We start from the raw sequence: 18499 nt of genomic DNA on the forward strand, positions 1-18499 counted from the left end.
TTTACCAGCCAGGATTTTGCGTCATGGCGTTGTTTAACGAAAGTTCATTCGCAGGAATAGGCCAGTAGCGCCATTTGGGCGTGGCATTGTCTGAAATGTTGATAATGATTTGTTTCAGTGAACTGTTCACCGCCGGCAGCGCTGTGTTGGTTACATCGTTCTTCATTTTTTGTAGCGTGGAGAAGAAAATGCCCCAACGCATCAGGTCATGTTTGCGCAATCCCTCCGAAGGGAACTCACGGCAACGTTCATCCTGGATAGCCTGCCGGAAAGAGGCTTGGTCCATGCCCGCGGTTAAATTCGATTCAGTTGGATTAGTGGCTCCTGGCAACAGTTTACCCCAAGCCCGTGCTCTTACTTGGTTAATGCAGGAATAAGCAAGTGTCGTTGGCCCGTTTGTTTCATTTTCTGCTTCAGCGAGCATAAGCAAGACATCGGCATAACGGAGCAGTGGAAAGTTAACGGGCGACCTTCCCGTAGTACGCGGAAACGGCGTGTATTGAAGGCGGAACTTGCCTGGAAACCGGTCGTACAAGGCTGTGCTTGACATGTAACTCCGGGTAACCGTAGAGCCTGAAGCAACGTAATAGTAAGGTGCAATGTTCCAATCCCTGCGCAGGTCCTTTGCATTGTACAAATTGTACAGCAACCTTGTTGCTCTTACCTGTCCTGCACAGTTGCCGGTATCCGCAAGAGGGCAGCTAATTCCGTTCAAATAACCCAGGTAGCCGTGTTCTGTTTTGCCCGGTATATCTACCATGTCCACCTCCCACATGCTTTCCTTTTTGTCGTATTGGTTTGAAATCATTTTAATGAAGACATCCGTATAGTCTGGATTCAAGCCGTGTTCTTTTGAGTCCACCGCCTTTTGTGCCCATTTTCTTGCATCTTCAAATTTGGTTTTGTCATTGAGCGGATCACCCGCCATGGTTAGGCACACTCTTGCAAGAATACCTTGCACCGTCGTTTTTGCAGGATAGCCAGCACCACCGTAATCGCCCAGAGCAGTGGTAGGCACCAACTCTTCCGCAGCCGTCATGTCTTTTAAAATTTGAGCATACACATCGGCAACCGACGAGCGGGGGATACTGATGTCGTTGGCATCTGCTGTAGGTTTCAGTTTTAGCGGAATTGGCCCCCACTGATCAACCAAAAAGAAAAAACAATAAGCCCGGAAGAACAATGCTTCGCCTTTAATGTAACCCTTTTTTGTAGCGTCCATGTCCACTTTGTCAATATTGGCCAGCAAAACATTGCAACGCTCAATCGCTTCGTACAACACTTGCCAGGTGCTGGCAAAACTTGGATCCGTGGCTAGGGCCTGGTGGTTGGCAGGATATTGACCTGTCAAAGTACAATACACATCATCACATGATTCCACCATGCGTGCCTGCCAGTAACCGGCATAATACCATTGCCGCGAGAGTTCGTCAAATGCGGCATTCAGGGCCAGTACCGCATCCTGCTCTTTCGTAAAATAATTTTGCGGCGTAATAAAATCCTGTGGTACCGTTGTTAGATATTTTTTGCAACCACCAAGGAAGGTGCAAACAACGAGGAGGGGAAGAATTTTTTTCATTATCTGCATTTGTTTAAAATGAAAGATTGAGACCGCCGACAATCGTGAAAGGACGTGGATACGTAGAATAGTCAAGGCCGGGCGTTAAGGCAGTTTGGTAAGCCGAAAGTTCCGGATCATAGCCTTTGTATTTTGTCCACGTGTAAATATTTGACGTGGCAACGTAAACGCGAAGGCCTTTGATTTTATGTCGCAACAGCAACTTGGCGGGCAGGTTGTAACCGATGTTGATCGTCTTTAACCGGAGGAAAGACCCGTCTTCCACAAACTGCGAACTGTACACACCCGCTGCTACGCGGTTTAGCTTTGGAATATCGGTGTCTTGATTGGCGGCCGTCCACCGGTTGGCAAATTCGGCAAACGTGTTCTGTGCCGGTATAAAGCTCCCCCGCTGTTGAATGCCCATGCCGGTGGCAAACCAGATGCGATTGGCATCAATGACGCTATTGCCGTAGGACCATTGTAAAAAAATGTTTACGTCAAAGTTTTTATACCGCAAACTGTTGCTCCAGCCACCCGTATGCAACGGATAGCCGTTGCCAATTACGACACGGTCATCAGCATTGATTTTTCCGTCGTGGTTAATGTCTATGAATTTCTGGTCGCCGGGTTGCGGCGTGCCGCTCACGGCGATGTTGGGTTTTAAAGCATAAGTGCCGTTGGGCAAACGGTCAAAATCGCTGTATTGGTAGAGGCCGTCGGCAACCAAGCCGTACATCTGCCCGAGTGGCCCGCCAATTTTTGCAATGTAAGCCGGCGTTGTGGCATAAACTGCCTCCCAGGAAACTGAAGTAGTAATAGCATTTTCATCGGGGTCAGAAAGTGCTTCGAGACGGTTTCGGTTAAAGCTGATGTTGAAATTGCTGTTGTACGAAAAGTCGCCTTTGTTAATAACGGCAGCATTCAGGCTAATTTCTAGTCCGCGGTTGCTAATGGCGGCAATGTTTTTCAACACGCTGCCGTAGCCTGTGCTGGTCGGCAATTGCGTACGGTAAAGCAGGTTTTTTGTTGTGCGTTTGTAAACATCAACAACCAAGTTTAGTCGGTTGTCAAAGAAACCTAAGTCAACTCCCAAGTCCGTAGCGGTTGTATTTTCCCATTTCAGCGACGGATTCTGTAACGAGCCGATAACAGCGCTGTTTGGTTGCGTTACACCGTTATAGGTAAAAGGAGAACTGAAGGAGATGCGGGCATAGGTATCGAAATCGCCAATACGATTGTTGCCTGTGATGCCATAGCTGCCGCGAATGTTTCCATCAGAAAGAATTTTGTTTTTCTTTAAAAATTTTTCTTCGGTGAATTTCCATTTTACAGCACCTGATGGGAAGTAGCTCCATTTGTTATCACCAACAAATTTTGACGACCCGTCAGCCCGGAAATTGCCGGTGAGGTAATATTTGCCAGCGTAGTTGTATGCAAAACTACCCAGTAAAGACGCCAAAGTGCTTTTGCTGATGGAGCCTGTTGGTGGCGTATTGATGATGCCCGCGTCGATGCCGCTGATGCCAAGTTCTTCAGACGGTATTTGATAAGCGCTGTAGCCAAAAGAACGTGACTGCGCCATTTGAATGGAATTGCCCACAACAAGGTTAAACCGGTGTTTTTTTCCGAAAGTGTTGGTATAGTCAAGCAAATTCGTGTTGTCGAAGTAGTCGTATTGATAATTATACAGGCTACCGTTGATGCCCGATGTGCTGTAAGGTCCGCCTAGCCTGGTTTTCGAACCATTGAAACTTTCCACCCGCATAAACGTGTTGTTGGCACTGCCACGCACACGTAATTTCAATTGCTTGGTGATGCTGTAATCAACCGAAAGATTGCTAATGATATTGCTGCTAATGTTGTTCCTGATTTCGTTCTTTGTAGAAAGAATAGGGTTCACGCGGTAATCCTGAACACCATTTCCTTCAGGATCATAAAGCGAAGCTTCCAACTGGTCATCGAATCCCGAAATAGAAATAGGGCGATAAGTGAAAGCATGATAGAAGAGCGCATTGCCGCCACCGCTTGTTCCCTGCGGATCTTGCCCGGCAATTTTATTGTTTGTATAGGTAACAGCCGCTGAGACTTTCAATCGAGTGCCGACCGTTTGATCAAGCGTTAGCTTTCCTTGATAGCGGCGAAATGCGGAATTAATGATGATGCCTTCCTGGTTGAAATAATTGCCGGAAAAAGAATAAAGCGTTCCCCCAGCACCACCACGTAAACTGAGTGAATGGTTTTGCTGGCTGCCGGTTTGCAACAATCGTCCCTGCCAGTCAACTCCTTTTACATTGCGGTAATCTTCGAGAACAGCACCGTTGTTTAAATACGGATTGTTGGCGCCTAAGTATTCCGATTGCACCTTCACAAATTCGTAAGGGCTTAACAGCTTTAAATACTTTATCGGCTTGTTGATTCCATAACTGGCATTGTAGCCAATGACCGGTGTGCCCCTTGTGCCACGTTTAGTCGTAATAACAACGACCCCGTTCGAACCTTTAGCGCCATACAAGGCCGTGGAAGATGCATCCTTTAACACGTTGATGGACTCGATGTCGTTCGGATCTAAAATATTGTTATCAGGGTTTTCAATGGGGAAGCCATCAATTACAAACAACGGCCGGTTGCTTTGTGAAATCGATCCAACACCTCGAATGACAATGTCTATTCCCGAACCCGGACGGCCGCTTTGCGAGGTTACCTGCACGCCGGCTACCCGTCCGGCAAGCGCTTCTTCAAACGAACGCACCGGTGCTTTTTGCAGTTCTTCCATTTTTACCGATCCAACTGCGCCGGTTAAATCTTTGCGGGTAGTGGTGGTATAACCCGTAACAATCACTTCGTCCATGCCGGTGTTGTTCACATCCATTGTCAGATTAATTGTTTTCCTGCCGCCAATGGAAATTTCCTGTGTTGTATAGCCCACAAACGAAAACACCAGCGTCTTTTCGTTTGGTTGTACCACAATTGAATAAGCACCACTATTGTTTGTAACGGTACCGTTGGCTGATGTATTTTTTGCCCGAACAGATACACCCGAAAGCGGAAGACCATCTGTGTTTTTTACCAAACCCGTAATGGTTGTTTGTGCGAAGCCGGAAAGGGAAAACAAGAATAAGGTAAAAAAGAGAAGTCGCTGTTTTCTGACGCAATAAACGACGGAATTATTGCGGGATGAAATTGCGCAGGGAGAAAAAGCAATTTTTACTTGCATTAGTAACGGTATTGGTATTGATAATGAAAAATCAGGAATTGTTTGATTGTGTGCAGCGGTTTAACACGGAACAAAGGATATTCTGGCGATTGCAGTTGTTCGCATTTGCGAAAATCTAATTCTACCCCTAAAAATGGCAGTCGTGATCTCGAACAATAAAGCAATCGTCACAGAAAGACTCGCCCACTAAAGTAAATTGTCTATCTACCAAAGTATGATCCTATTTTTTTGATCTCTGGTATTTTTTTTCAAGTACATTTTTTCGACTATTTAGTCTTTATAATGATTATAAAAGCTGCGGAAGTAAAGCAATTAGTCAGCAAGATGTATATCCATTCTATTCATTGTTTTTAGTTGCGAAGAGGTAAAAGATAGTATTATGATTGAGAATGAAAATACAGAGTTACCGTAATTCAGTACGCTACATTTGTTTTGTTAGCGGATCACTTTCCTGAGCGTTTGTATCATACATCATTTTATCGTTCGCATTATTTGAACCGTGGTGGTGGTTTGCAGTTCAAACTATTCACCGTAAAAACGTTTGCGCTATGTTTCTTGCACGCATCAAACAACGGCCCATTCTAGCCGTTAATAAAATTGTTTGGACGTTACTGTGTGCTGTTCCGCTTTTTTCGCAGGCTCAAAAACCAGTGAGTGTTTCGCAACGTGATGAGTTGAAAGTTTTGCCGGCAGGTGCCGTAAAAATCGGTGGACATGTTGGCGAAAAAATTGACCAATGCATTAACAACCGCATATTGGTTCAAACCACCAACGACCTCATTGAACTTTTTCAAAAAAAGACACTCGATCCGGGTGGCTACCGCGGTGAATTCATCGGCAAGTGGGCCACCGCCGCGGCTTTGTCGTATCGTTACCAGCCCAGTTCTCTTCTAGCTGCTAAAATGAGCGGGGCGATGAATGACCTGATCAACAGCAATGCGAGTGGTTACATCACCACCTACAAAACGGCTGATGAATTAAAGGTGTGGGATATCTGGATTCAGAAATATGTTTTGCTTGGCCTGCTGGCGCAATACGATGCCACGGGAAACGAACAATATTTGCAAGCTGCTAAACGCACTACGGATTATTTATTGAACCTCACCGGTCCTGGCAAATTAAGTTTGGAAGAATACGGCCCGCCCTTTCACAAAGGCGGCGTCAATTATTCCATTCTTGAACCCATGGCACTTCTATACGAACGAACCGGCGAAAAAAAGTACCTCGATTATGCCGAATACATTGTAGCATCCTGGAGTAAGCCTAGCAAATACACGCCGGCCGGTGTTCGATTGATTGAAAACGCCGAAGCCGGGTTGCCGCTGGTTGATTACGAAGTGAAACACGCTTACACATTGATGTCGGATTTTGAAGGCTTGTGCGAATTGTACCGCGTCACCGGCAAAAAGCGTTATCTCGATGCCTCTGTAAAATTGGCAAAAGCCATTAAAAAATACGAACTGACAATTGTTGGTACTGTTTCCAATCACGAAATGTGGTACAACGGCGCCTGGGCGCAAACAGAGATTCAGGAACGTCCGAACGAAACCTGCGCCACCGCCACCTGGATGAAGCTTTGCTTTCAACTCTTGCGGCTTACCGGCGATTCAAAATGGGCCGATGAAATGGAAACATCTTTGTACAACGGATTGCTTGGCGCCATGATGCCGCAGGGCGAATGGTGGTCTTACGACTCGCCGTTGTACGGTGAGCGAACACCAAGCCGCGTGCAGGGGAATAACCTAAGCTGCTGCGTATCCAGCGGGCCAAGAGCTTTATTGCTTACGCCGGAATGGGCCGCGATGCAATCGGGCAATGGTGCGCTTGTTTTCAATTTTTACGGCGCAGACACTACAACATACACAACAAAGTCAGGGCAACAAATAACAGTGTTGCAAAAAACCGATTATCCCGCAGGCAACGAAATTCGTTTCACTATTCAATCTGCTTCACCTTCAACATTTCCTTTGCAATTGCGCATTCCCGAATGGAGTAAGCAAACCGTATTAAAGGTGAACGGTGTGGTTGTGTCCGTGAAAGCCGGAACATACACTACGTTACAGCGCACATGGAAAAATGGTGACGAAGTAACACTCCAACTTGACATGCGCGGACGCATCGTTCATGCGCCGGGAAGCTTTCAACAAGCGGTTGTTCGCGGGCCCGTAGTATTGGCGTTGGACAGCCGCCTTGTGCCCGAACAGGATTCGGCGATTTGGTTGCTGGGCGACCCGCATGTGTACCAGGAATTTCCTGGCCAACCGAAATACAAATACATTCTTCCGAACAAGGATTTTGCTTCGCAAACTGAAGACGTTTACATTGACCTGAAGCCGGTGACTGCACAAGATAAAAACATCTGGCTGGCCTTTGAAGTATCGTTTGTGGTGCGGCCGGTATTTCACATCCACAGTGAAAAGAAGATTGTGCTTTGCGATTTTTCGTCGGCGGGAAATCAGTGGAGCGAAACAAATCTTTACCGAACCTGGTTGCCGCAACCGCTTTACATGAACAACATGTATGCTCGCAACACCTGGAAATTTTCACTTTATGCCGCGAAAGTAAGACCCACGGTTCCGAAATACATTCAGGTGGCCATGAACGAAAAAAACAAAATCAATTCTTCCAAATGAACAAGTTTACGACTGGCTATTTTTTTCTTTCGCTTCTTTTTTTGAGCTGTGCTTCTTCCAAACCAACGCAGGACAATGCGGCAATAGACGTGCAAAAAATTTGGGATGCAGGCAATCACAATGCGTTCACGGATTTGATTCGTTACAACAACGCATTTTATTGCACCTTTCGCGAAGGATCGGCACACGTGCAAGGCTGGGATGGCAAGGCCCGCGTCATTAAATCAACCGATGGAAAGAATTGGTCAAGCGTGGCGCTTTTTTCGATTGCGGCCCGTGACATCCGCGACCCAAAAATTTCGATTACACCTGACAACCGGCTGATGATTTTAATGGATGTGGAAGCCAACGACAAAGGGAAAGTTACCTCCCGCAAACCTTATGTGTCTTTTGCTGGTACCGATGATAAATTTTCAGAGCCAAAAGAATCTGAAGTGGACAAGTCTATTGCATCGTGGAGCGATTGGGTTTGGCGGGTAGCCTGGTACAACGGAACCGGTTATTCAGTGAATTATCAACCCAACGGATTTTATCTTTTAAAAACAACCGATGGCAGCCGCTTTGAAAAAGTAACAAAGCTTGATGTAACCGGATATCCGAATGAATCTACCATTCGGTTCGATAAAAACGGGAAAGCTTATTTTCTCATTCGCCGCGAAGCGGAAGATAAAAAGGGCCTGTTGGCAGTCAGCGATCCGCCTTATCAAAACTGGACGTATCATTACCTCGACCAACGTCTTGGCGGACCAAATTTTATTTTCCTCGATGATAAAACGCTTGTTATTGGTTCGCGTTTGTACCCTTCAGAAGAAATAGCGGGTGAAGGTAACAAGCGCCATCAATCAGCCGTGTTTGTAACAGACCTGAACGGTAAAATTAAGAAGACGATTGTTTTACCCAGCGGCGGCGATACCAGCTATCCCGGAATGGTTGTTTACGACAACATGCTCTGGTATTCTTATTACTCGTCGCACGAAGGAAAGACATCTATTTACTTTGCTAAAATCCCATTGAAGCAATTAAAATAATCCGCTTTTCAAACCCATGCAGCAACAATTTTTCGTAAGAAAGAGAACAGGTTTTATCCGTGTGCAATTTCTTTTCTCGCTTCTTTGTTTTCTCATTTTCAACCATGCATTTTCACAAAGCGATAGTGCGATCCGAAGGCTGAGCAATCCTGACGGTTGGTTGATTCAAACAAAAAGTTCAGTTTACCAGTTAACCATAACTGCCAATAAAAAACTGCTTCCTGTTTTTTACGGCCCTTCAGAAGAAGCCGCTTTTACCTCTCGAAATGCTGGTTGGTACGAAAGGGTAGAAGAAGTGCCGGTGCGTGGCGGACTGGCCAACAAATCAACGGCATTGGAAGTCGTGTTTGCCGACGGCGTTCGTGATGCCGATCTGCAATACGTGAGCGGCGAAGTGGTGCAGAACAATGGAAGGTCCACGCTAAAGATCGTGCAAACGGATAAAATTTATCCTTTACAAATAACGACCTACATCCGTGTATTACCTGAATATGATGTGTTGGAAAAATGGATGGAAGTAGGCAACACGGCAAAGAAGGGCAACATCAAAATAGAGAAATTATTGTCCGGTGGTTTTGCCCTCCCTGCCAATGAGTATACCCTCACGCAATGGTCCGGCACAGACCTGAACGAGTTTCAGCATTACGAATCGCTATTGACGCCAGGTGTAAAACTGATTGAAAACAGGGCCTTTAAATCCAATCCCAACGCACCCTGGTTTGCCGTGCAGCCGAAGGCATCAGCCGGAGAAAAAAACTCACCGACATGGTTTGGCTCCTTGCATTACAGCGGCAATTGGCAACTGGTCTTCGACAAGGCTTTTGCAAACGGTTTGCAGGTGCTTGGCGGAATGAATTTTTGGGATACGGAATGGAACCTGAAGCCTGGAATGAAACTGGAAACACCGAAGCTGACCATTGGTTTTACGCCGCACGGCGCCGATGGCGCTTCGCAATGTTTAGCGGCTTATGTTCGCCATGACGTATTGCCTCCATCACATCGCAATGTTTTGCGGCCGGTGTTGTACAACAGTTGGGAAGCCACGTATTACAGCGTGAGCGAACAGAATCAACTGGAGCTGGCACAAAAAGCAAAAGAACTCGGCGCAGAACTTTTCGTTATCGACGACGGCTGGTTTCGCGGCCGCACCGATGGCCGTTCGCAAAGCGGTTTGGGCAACTGGGACGTGGACAAAAACAAGTTTCCAAATGGACTTACTCCGGTGATCAAAAAGGTTCACGAACTGGGCATGCAATTCGGCCTTTGGGTGGAACCGGAAAACGTGAATCCAAACAGCGATGTGGCAAAAGCGCACCCCGATTGGATATTTCAAGTGCCTGGACGCACCGGAAACGTGAACCGTAAAATATTGAATCTAGCCAACGAGGCCGTGTACCAGCATTTGCTGGAAACCTTTACGCGGCTATTGAAAGAAAATGAAATTGATTTCATCAAATGGGATCAAAACAACGCATTGTCGGAGCCGGGATGGAGCGGCGCTTCAACTGAATTGCAACGCGAAGCAAGGATACGTCACATAACCAACGTTTATCGTTTGGTGGAAGAATTGCGGAGGCGTTTTCCAAAAGTTTTGTTTGAGTCCTGCTCCGGCGGCGGAGGTCGTGTGGACCTGGGTATGCTTTCAAGAATGGATCAGACCTGGTTAAGCGACAATACCGACCCGGTTGACCGTCTTTACATTCAATATGGTTTTTTAGAAGCCATGCCTGCAAACGCCATGGTGTCGTGGGTTACCAGCACCACACGCCATCAACCCGTTTCGCTTGACTACCGTTTTGATGTTTCAATGAGCGGTGTCTTGGGCATTGGCAGCGACATCAGGAAAATGACGCCTGCTGATGTTGATATTGCACGAAAGAAGATTGCTCTTTACAAAGAGATTCGTCCGCTGGTGCAGCAGGGAATTTTGCATAAACTGGTTTCTCCTTTTGAATCTAATCGCTGTGCCCTGCAATACAATAGCGACGACAGTAAACAAGCCGTTCTATTCTGCTACAATATGGCCGAATACTTGAATGGCAGCCAACCATCAGACAGAGGTTCAAAAACGTTGAAGCTAGAAGGACTGAATCCAGCGAAAAAATACCGTTTGCAAAAAGCCGGTGACAGTACCGATAAAGGCACAGTTTATCCGGGAGATTTTTTAATGAACATCGGTTTGGCCTGGCCGGTGAAAAATGCTTACCAAAGCCTCATCTTTACGCTGAAACAAATTGATTAACCAAAAGAACATTTTTCATGTTACGAATTGGCGTTGTGGGAATGAGTCCCGGAAATGCGCATCCTTCTTCCTGGTCGGCTATTATTAACGGAGAGTTTGACGGCGATAAGATCGCGGCCATGGGCTATCCAGCCGTTGCCGATTACCTGCAAGCCAACAAGCCAACCCTGGGATTGCCGGGTGCAAGAGTGACACACGTGTGGTCGCAAAGTCGTGATACCTCGGAAATGATTGCGGCCACTGCGGAAATTGCAAACGTTGCCGCGGATGCAGCCGAAATGATCGCGAACGTTGACGCGGTTTTGCTCTGCCGCGATGATCCCGAGAACCATGTGGCAATGGCGAAGCCATTTGTTGATGCAGGACTTCCGCTTTTTATTGACAAGCCACTATGCTCAACAAAACAAGACCTCGATTATTTTTCCAGCGAAATAGAGAAAGGAAAATTTATCATGTCCTGTTCGTCCATGCGCTATGCGTCGGAATTGATGGCGGTGAAGTCAAGTATAAAGTCATTTGGTAAAATGGAACTGGTAACCGGCGTAGGAAAAAAAGATTGGTTGAAGTACGGCATTCACATGCTGGAAGGAATCGTTTCGGTTTTAAATGATCCCAAACCGGTAAGCGTTCGAAACGTTGGCAGTGCAGTTAAAAACAGCGTACAAATAACGTATGAAGGCGATCTGCAAATGATGTTGCACCTTTTCAATGACCTTGTTCCCACCATGCAGCTTTCCTTCTTCGGACAGGAGAGCTGGCGCACAGTTGAAATCAAAAATTCTTACGCCATGTTTCGTGACAACATTATCGAATTCATACGTTCGGTGCAGGAAGGAAAATCAAGAATTGATTTTGCTAAAACAAAACAGATCATCAACGTAATGATTGCCGCGGAGGAAAGCTTGGCGGCAGGCGGGCAGGCAATCATGCTTTAACTACAAACCATGAATGTAAAAGAATTGTTGAATCTCAAAGGCAAGGTTATTCTTGTTACCGGTGGCGCAGGTAATTACGGCAAATGCATTGCAGAGGGATTAGCAGAAGCCGGCGCAACGGTTATCATTGCTTCCAGAAACAAGGAAAACATTGATGTCGTTGCAAACGATTTTAAGAAAGTTGGTTTGGATGTGCACGGTATGCAGGTAGACCAGGGTAATCACGAATCGGTCTTAAACTTGAAAGCGCAGATTAAAGAAAAGTTTGGTAAACTGGATGGCTTTGTGAATAACGCCGTATCAAGGCCCATGAAAAGTTATTACGCACCGATTGAGCAATTTGCTGAATCGATGCAGGTAAATGCCACGGGCATGATGGACATTTTGCGAGAGATGGCTGACCTGATTATTCAAAATGGCGAAGGCGGCAGCATCATCAACATCAGTTCCATGATGGGCATGTTTGGTCCCGATGTATCGAATTACGAAGGCACCGACATGAACAAAGATTTGCCGCCGGATTATTTCTTTCACAACGCAGGCCTTATCAACCTCACACGCTTTCTTGCGCAGCAGTTTGCCGGAAAAAATTTGCGAGTGAATTGCATCAGCCCAGGTGGATTGTTCAACAATCAACCGGAACGCTTTCTGGAAAACTATACCAAAAAAGTTCCCTTGCGTCGCATGGCCAACAACGATGACATCAAAGGCTTGGTCGTGTTGCTTTCGTCAAAAGCCGGCACTTATATCAATGGGGAGAATATACTGATGGATGGCGGGCTGAATGCCTGATATAAAGCAATTTCTATTCTTGATAAAGAAGGCGGCAGGGAAGTTTTCGTTTCATTTTTAACGAGATGAAGGCGCTTGTAAATGATACTTAAGAACGTATGGCAATGGCGTGTATACCCGATGTGCGAGTCGCAGATTGGGAAGCTTACACGATATACTAGTAAAAAGCATTGATTTGCAAACGTGACAAAAACCTGAAAAAAAGTATTAGAAACCACCCGAATAGTAGCAGAAGCCGTTGACAGAGATGGCTAAATTCGATGCAATAAGACTGCTTTTACATTCTTCTAACGAAAACATTAACCATGGATTATCAAGTTCGTTCAAATCCTTTTACGCGTCGCCGGTTTCTCAGTTTAACGGGTAAAGCGGCAGCAGCTTTTGCTATTATTCCCAATGTGGCTTTTGCTGGAATGCTTGATGAAAAAAAAGTAAGAGTGGCAATTGTTGGCGGCGGATTCGGATCTGCTTTTAATTTTCACGAACACCCTAACTGTATTGTCGAGGCCGTAAGTGACTTGCGGCAGGATCGTAGGGAAAAATTGATGCAGGTATATAAATGTTCCAAGAGTTATGAGTCGCTGGAGATATTATTGAAAGATCCTAAAGTAGAAGCGGTGTTTATTGCTACACCGGCTCCGGATCATGTCCGTCATACCATCGCAACCCTGAATGCGGGAAAACATGTGCTGTGTGCCGTGCCGGCAGCCATGACATTGGAGGAATGCCATCAACTTAAAAATGCCGTGCAGCGCAGCGGGCTTACCTACATGATGGCGGAGACAACGGCGTACCGGCAAAATACAATCTCGGTTAAAAAGTTTTACAAGGAAGGTGCATTTGGAAAAATTTTCAGTGCAGCGGCCGAATACAATCATCCGGGACTTGAAGACTATTTTTTTGATAACCAGGGAAAGCCTACCTGGCGGCACGGGCTTCCCCCCATGCTCTATCCCACCCATTGCACTTCGTTTTTGATTTCGGTAACAGGAGAACGGCTGACGCATGTAAGCGCTATGGGCTGGGGTGATAACAATCCGAAGTTGCAAAATAACCCGTACAAAAATCCTTTTTGGAATGAAACTGCTTTTTTTAAAACAGACCGGGGCACACCGTTCCGGGTAGAAGTAAACTGGAAGGGTGCTTTGCGTGGCGCCGAACGAGGCGAATGGCGCGGCGATAAAATGAGTTTCTTTTCGGCCTTGCAGGAAGGAGGCGACCATACGATCGTGCGAACGGCCGATACCTTAGGGCACGACGATGCCGGTTTTAAAAATAAAACCAACAAGGTTGAGACGTACAAGCAGGAATTCTGGTGGCAGACGGATATGCTGCCGGAACCGCTACGGCACAACAGCGGCCATGGCGGTTCGCATACCTTCATTACGCATGAATTCATCGACGCACTGGTTAAAAACCGCCAGCCTGAAGTGAACATCTATGAAGCGCTTGCGTATACAGTCCCGGGCATTGTTGCCCACCAATCAGCACTTAAGAACGGAGAGTACATGAAGATTCCAAATTTTGATAAGTAGCACAGGGAAACCATAAGCATCTGGCATGAGCATTTTCGTTGACAAAGCTGGCTCCAGTAGCATACGGTCTATCGTTCAATCCATCAGCATGCAATTAAATTTTCAAGGAGCGTTCATTAGCAATTTCATTGTGATGATTGGTCTGCTTTGCAGCGGAAGCGGTATTTGCCAGTCCCCAGCCGTAGCAACAGAGGCGCCGGCCTTGCGCTGGAGCCGGGGTGAAATGGCCTATGTAGTTGCTACTCCCGAAACGGCATTAGAGAAAAGGGTAGTGAAACGTTTGTCTGATTACTTATCGCAGGTGTTGCGTTGCGAAAATAAAGTTGTGAGCAATCTTTCAAGTGTACCTGGAAATCGGCCTGCGATTCTTCTTTCCGCGAACGCGATAAATAAACAGAAGGTTGGCTCCTCTCCGGAAGCGTATAATATCGAAACCTCAATCATCGGGAAGCATCCCGTTGTCCGGTTATCCGGCAATTCAGCATTGGGATTAAAGCAGGCCGTGCAACGTTTGCTCATCAAAAGCAGCCAGGATGCGCTGGGGCTCGCCATTCCGCCATTGCATTTAAATGAAAGTCCCTGGATAGCCCGCCGCGAATGGACGCTTTGTCCGTGGTCGCCCAACCTAGTGCGCGGCGTCTTCAACAACCCCAATGCCGATAAGCGGTTGAACGTATGGCTTTACAGCAATCAGCAGATTAAGCAGTATGCGAACATGTTTGATGCCTTTGGGTTCAGTGGTTGCCAGTTAATGGAAACGGTCGCCAGTTATTCAATTTTAGGCAGTCCCGAAGCCTTTCAGGATCGCCAGATGAAATTTGCAGAGGCAGTTCGTGCCAACGGTCAGCAGCTTACGTTATGGGTGTGGGCGGCGCAGTTTAATGACTACGGGTGGTATGATTCATCCGTTACCTACACACCGCAAAAAGGATACACGGCGTTTACCGATCCGAAAGTGCGGGCCGGCTTTGAAAAGTATTACAACGGCTACGCAAAGATGGCGCCCTATGTAGACATGTTGATCACTCATTTCTATGACCCCGGTTCATTGAAGAATCGGAATGATATATTCAACTACATGCGCCTTTTGGTAGGAAAATTCAAAGCCAAAAATCCAGCGGTGCAATTAGGGGTTGACTTTTGGGCTTCTGACTCGGATTCGGCCTACATGAAGCAATTGGTTGACAACGGATTTAAGGATGCATTGCTACTTGAAAGCTCTATGCCGCATCTATACCCACCGGGAGAAAGAGAACATCTTCATGCGGAAGCAAAAAAACAGAACCTGAAGATTGGCGTGTGGGGTTGGCACACGGCAGAAATAGAAACCGATCAAAATCCAATGATGCATGTGAATGCAAAGTTGTTAAAAAATTTTTACCAGCAGATAAAAAACGGGGTTGATAAAATCCAGCCACTCAGTTACTGGTCAGAGATGGAGGCCTATCACCTGAACAACATATTTACCCAGTACGCTGCTTCCCAACTTTTGTGGAATCCAGACCGCGATGCCGATGAAATTCTGCGTGAAATTGCAGAAGGAATTTGGGGACCACGCAATGGACCAGCCATATTGGACGCTATTCAATTGATCCAGGATGTTCGTTCAGGACCAACGTGGGATACCTATTGGATTTGGTCGAAGCAACACCGGCTGGGAACCCCAGATGCTCATTCCGACTTGAAACGTGCAGAAAACGCCATCGCAGCTCTTGGGAATATGCAGACCGATACTTCCTTTGTTCCCAAGTTCCCGTTGCCTTTTCCGCCATCCGTATTTGTCGAATTGATGCTCCCGCATCTTTGGCAGATACGCCAGTTCGCCGAATCAAGAATCGAGGTTGATAAAATCCGGGAAGCGGCTGGAAAAGGTACATCTAAACAAGCGCTAAAAAAGATGATTGAGGCGGCCTGGAAGCCGGTGCGTGAATACAATACGTGGGTTGGCATGTTTGGCACACTGGAAGCGGCAAAGCAGGAGAAAATGTTCCTGGACTTAGGAAAAGAACTGGAGGTTGAAGTGCAAACCCCTGGCTGGATAAGATGGCGGGATGCCAACCGACTTCTGCAGGTCTTGCAAAACCGCCAACGATCTTTTAAAGAACCATTCACCTTCAAAGCTGATGCCCCGGTACTCTGGAGAGCTTTCAACTGGACAAAAGAAAAAGGATTGGACAGGCTGAAATTATTACAGGAGAATGGATGTGTCAGCAACAACTCTGACGGCACTTCCCAATTGACCAATTGGGAAGAATACAGAAGAAAGTAACCGACACTCGTGAAGATATTTTTCCATTAGGGAAACAACGTTCAAAAACAGAACACTTCGGTATTGCAATGCGTCAGACAATGCGGAATTCTATACATAGCCTGCTTTCCTTTATTTGGTTGTTGTTTTTTCTAAAAGCGACTTCGCAGCCTGTATTTACCGAAGTGCAGCAAAGTGAAAACCTCTTGCGCAATGGCGATTTCATGGCCCGTGATCCGCTTCAACGTCCGCTTAACTGGTTAACAGGCGCAGGCTTGCAAACGGCCATATTGTCGTCGCAGCAACATCACGGAAAACAACCCGATGATCTTTCCCTGAAGTTGCAGGATAGTTCGCAAACCCTCGACCTCGTATTGCGAAGCGACAAGCATGTAGCCGCACCGAATGTGAATTACCGCGTTGAAGCCTGGGCAAAATATAGCAACGGGTCGCAACAAAGATTGCTGCTTGAATTTTGGGATCAGAACAACAAATGCATTGCGGTAAGCGAAGCAACAATCAACGCAGATACGTCTTGGCAACGCTATCACGTTGAAAAAAAAGCGCCGGATCAAACCACGCATGTGACCGTCTCGCTTACGTCTGCCAAAGAAGCAACAGGGCTGGTGTATTGGGACGATGTTTCCTTGTGCTACGACTTTGTGTACAGCAAACTATTGCCGCTAAACCGGCGCGAACTTTTTCTCGATGATTATCGCATTCAATCAATGAACGAAGTGCAGCGGCTTGTGCATCCAGCTCAAAAGTCAAAACCCCTGATTCGCCCGACAGAACCATGGGAAGGCAGCTCCGTTTATATCTACGGTACCGTGTTGAAAGACGAGCCGCAAGGAAGCGGATACCGCATGTGGTACACAGCCTATCTCGATGGACAATATTACCTGTGCTATGCGACAAGTGTTAATGGATTGGTTTGGAAAAAGCCGGCGCTGAACGTGTTCAACTTTCGCGGCAGTACCAGGAATAACATTTGCCAAACCGGCGGAGGAACCGTTGTTTATGATCCGGATGCAGCCGATAGCAACCGTCGTTATAAATTGATGTCAGTAAGTTACCAAGATAGTGGCAGAAAATTTGGATACGGCGTTTGGTTTTCTGCCGATGGTTTCCGGTGGAAAGAATACAAAGGCAATCCCGTTCTTCCGTATGCCGACGTGTCAAACGTATCTTACGACAGAGATCAAAAATTGTTCATTGCTACCACCAAACAACGCATGGTGGTAAGCAATACAAGCGTTACACCCAACAAAATGGACAGGGCGGCTTTCGTTTCCGTCAGCAAAGATTTTATTCACTGGACAGCGCCGGATGCAACGGGTTCATCCTGGTTGTTGGCGGTTGAAGGCGATATGATAGATGATTGGGCTGTAAGGGCCAAAGGCGGCATGGAAGGCCAGATTTACGGCATGACCGTTTATCCTTACGACAGCATTTACATTGGCATGCCTTGGACCTTTGACGTGATGAACTACAAGTCCGGAATCTTTGCAGGCTATGGCGATGGGCCCATACAACCGCAGCTTGCAACTTCCCGCGATCTTCAGCATTGGAGCCGTCTTGATCGCGACCCCGTTATCCCGTTAGGAAAAGCCGGCGCATGGGACGACGGTACCCTTTATACGTCCAGCACTATGCAAGTAGCCGAAAAAGAGATGGTGATTTATTACGGCGCTATGAACCTGCCGCACGGCGGCGATAAAAAGGACCAAAAGCAAGTGGCGCAGATTGCCACTGCAAGTTGGCGCCGCGACGGATTCGTATCGCTGCACAATGCCGGTGATGACGAAGGAACAGTGGTGACAAAGGCAATCGTAACCCAAGGTTCGCACTTGCAGGTAAACGCGAAGCTGCTTGTGAATGGAAGGATCCGAGTAGAGATTTTAGACGAAGACGGAAAGCCGATACCCGGTTATACTTCCGCAGATGCTGTTCCGCTAACAGGCGATAATTATTTAACGACGGCTCGATGGAAAAACAACAATGCTTTAAATCATTTGCATGGCCGGGCCATCAAACTAAAGTTTTACATCAAGGGAGGCGATTTGTATTCTTATTGGTTTACGAATTGACTTCATTCTCCATCGGTAAGTAAATGTTTTGCCTGTGAGAAGGATTAACGCTGCGTACGAAAAATCATTTAGCGATTGCTTTTTATCATTACTCCAGAAATTTATTCGATTAAAAATGCTATTCATTCTTCATCGTTAACTCGATAGTCTAGAAGACTTGATTTCTTGTTTTTATATAACCCTGCCTCAAAACTGGTTCTTAAAAAATAGTACGCTCATTC

At 46.5% G+C, this 18499-nt stretch carries 10 protein-coding genes; 8 read left to right on the forward strand and 2 right to left on the reverse strand.

Annotated elements, in window-relative coordinates; all coding sequences use genetic code 11:
• Position 1 precedes the first annotated feature (1 nt).
• Together FSB75_RS00125 and FSB75_RS00130 are read right to left on the reverse strand one after the other, a co-directional pair.
• Positions 2-1579: a RagB/SusD family nutrient uptake outer membrane protein gene (locus FSB75_RS00125; RefSeq protein WP_172623021.1), complete on the reverse strand. Its 1578-nt coding sequence runs from the start codon at positions 1577-1579 to the stop codon at positions 2-4.
• A 13-nt stretch (positions 1580-1592) separates the two neighbouring features.
• The gene (locus tag FSB75_RS00130) at positions 1593-4673 is read right to left on the reverse strand and encodes a SusC/RagA family TonB-linked outer membrane protein (protein WP_172623022.1); all 3081 of its coding nucleotides are present in this window, start codon (positions 4671-4673) and stop codon (positions 1593-1595) included.
• A gap of 650 nt (positions 4674-5323) precedes the next feature.
• Between FSB75_RS00130 and FSB75_RS00135 the strand changes: the two genes are divergently transcribed.
• The 8 genes from FSB75_RS00135 to FSB75_RS00170 all read left to right on the forward strand — a co-directional run bounded on the left by FSB75_RS00135 (position 5324) and on the right by FSB75_RS00170 (position 18278).
• Complete coding sequence (locus tag FSB75_RS00135) at positions 5324-7408, forward strand: glycoside hydrolase family 127 protein (protein WP_146781243.1); 2085 nt, start codon at positions 5324-5326, stop codon at positions 7406-7408.
• Positions 7405-8436, forward strand: a complete 1032-nt coding sequence (locus tag FSB75_RS00140) for a glycoside hydrolase family 32 protein (RefSeq protein WP_146781245.1) — start codon at positions 7405-7407, stop codon at positions 8434-8436. The genes FSB75_RS00135 and FSB75_RS00140 overlap by 4 nt, the downstream gene beginning before the upstream one ends.
• Before the next feature lie 16 nt (positions 8437-8452).
• The gene (locus tag FSB75_RS00145) at positions 8453-10678 is read left to right on the forward strand and encodes an alpha-galactosidase (RefSeq protein WP_146781247.1); all 2226 of its coding nucleotides are present in this window, start codon (positions 8453-8455) and stop codon (positions 10676-10678) included.
• Between the two features lie 17 nt (positions 10679-10695).
• The gene (locus tag FSB75_RS00150) at positions 10696-11613 is read left to right on the forward strand and encodes a Gfo/Idh/MocA family oxidoreductase (protein ID WP_146781249.1); all 918 of its coding nucleotides are present in this window, start codon (positions 10696-10698) and stop codon (positions 11611-11613) included.
• Positions 11614-11622: 9 nt separating this feature from the next.
• Positions 11623-12405, forward strand: coding sequence for an SDR family oxidoreductase (locus FSB75_RS00155; protein ID WP_146781250.1), 783 nt, complete (start codon positions 11623-11625; stop codon positions 12403-12405).
• Between the two features lie 305 nt (positions 12406-12710).
• Complete coding sequence (locus tag FSB75_RS00160; RefSeq protein ID WP_146781252.1) at positions 12711-13940, forward strand: Gfo/Idh/MocA family protein; 1230 nt, start codon at positions 12711-12713, stop codon at positions 13938-13940.
• A 25-nt stretch (positions 13941-13965) separates the two neighbouring features.
• The gene (locus FSB75_RS00165) at positions 13966-16209 is read left to right on the forward strand and encodes a hypothetical protein (RefSeq protein WP_146781254.1); all 2244 of its coding nucleotides are present in this window, start codon (positions 13966-13968) and stop codon (positions 16207-16209) included.
• A gap of 80 nt (positions 16210-16289) precedes the next feature.
• Entirely contained in the window at positions 16290-18278 is a 1989-nt protein-coding gene (locus FSB75_RS00170; protein WP_146781256.1) for a carbohydrate binding domain-containing protein, read from the forward strand.
• Positions 18279-18499 lie beyond the last annotated feature (221 nt).

The organism is Flavisolibacter ginsenosidimutans (assembly GCF_007970805.1).
GTDB classification, from domain to species: Bacteria; Bacteroidota; Bacteroidia; order Chitinophagales; family Chitinophagaceae; genus Flavisolibacter; species Flavisolibacter ginsenosidimutans.

What these genes read in the sequence shown, in the direction of transcription:
- FSB75_RS00125 (WP_172623021.1), bottom strand. Translation starts at nt 1,579, where the DNA reads ATGAAAAAAATTCTTCCCCTCCTCGTTGTTTGCACCTTCCTTGGTGGT.
- FSB75_RS00135 (WP_146781243.1), top strand. Translation starts at nt 5,324, where the DNA reads ATGTTTCTTGCACGCATCAAACAACGGCCCATTCTAGCCGTTAATAAA.
- FSB75_RS00140 (WP_146781245.1), top strand. Translation starts at nt 7,405, where the DNA reads ATGAACAAGTTTACGACTGGCTATTTTTTTCTTTCGCTTCTTTTTTTG.
- FSB75_RS00145 (WP_146781247.1), top strand. Translation starts at nt 8,453, where the DNA reads ATGCAGCAACAATTTTTCGTAAGAAAGAGAACAGGTTTTATCCGTGTG.
- FSB75_RS00150 (WP_146781249.1), top strand. Translation starts at nt 10,696, where the DNA reads ATGTTACGAATTGGCGTTGTGGGAATGAGTCCCGGAAATGCGCATCCT.
- FSB75_RS00155 (WP_146781250.1), top strand. Translation starts at nt 11,623, where the DNA reads ATGAATGTAAAAGAATTGTTGAATCTCAAAGGCAAGGTTATTCTTGTT.
- FSB75_RS00160 (WP_146781252.1), top strand. Translation starts at nt 12,711, where the DNA reads ATGGATTATCAAGTTCGTTCAAATCCTTTTACGCGTCGCCGGTTTCTC.
- FSB75_RS00165 (WP_146781254.1), top strand. Translation starts at nt 13,966, where the DNA reads ATGAGCATTTTCGTTGACAAAGCTGGCTCCAGTAGCATACGGTCTATC.
- FSB75_RS00170 (WP_146781256.1), top strand. Translation starts at nt 16,290, where the DNA reads ATGCGGAATTCTATACATAGCCTGCTTTCCTTTATTTGGTTGTTGTTT.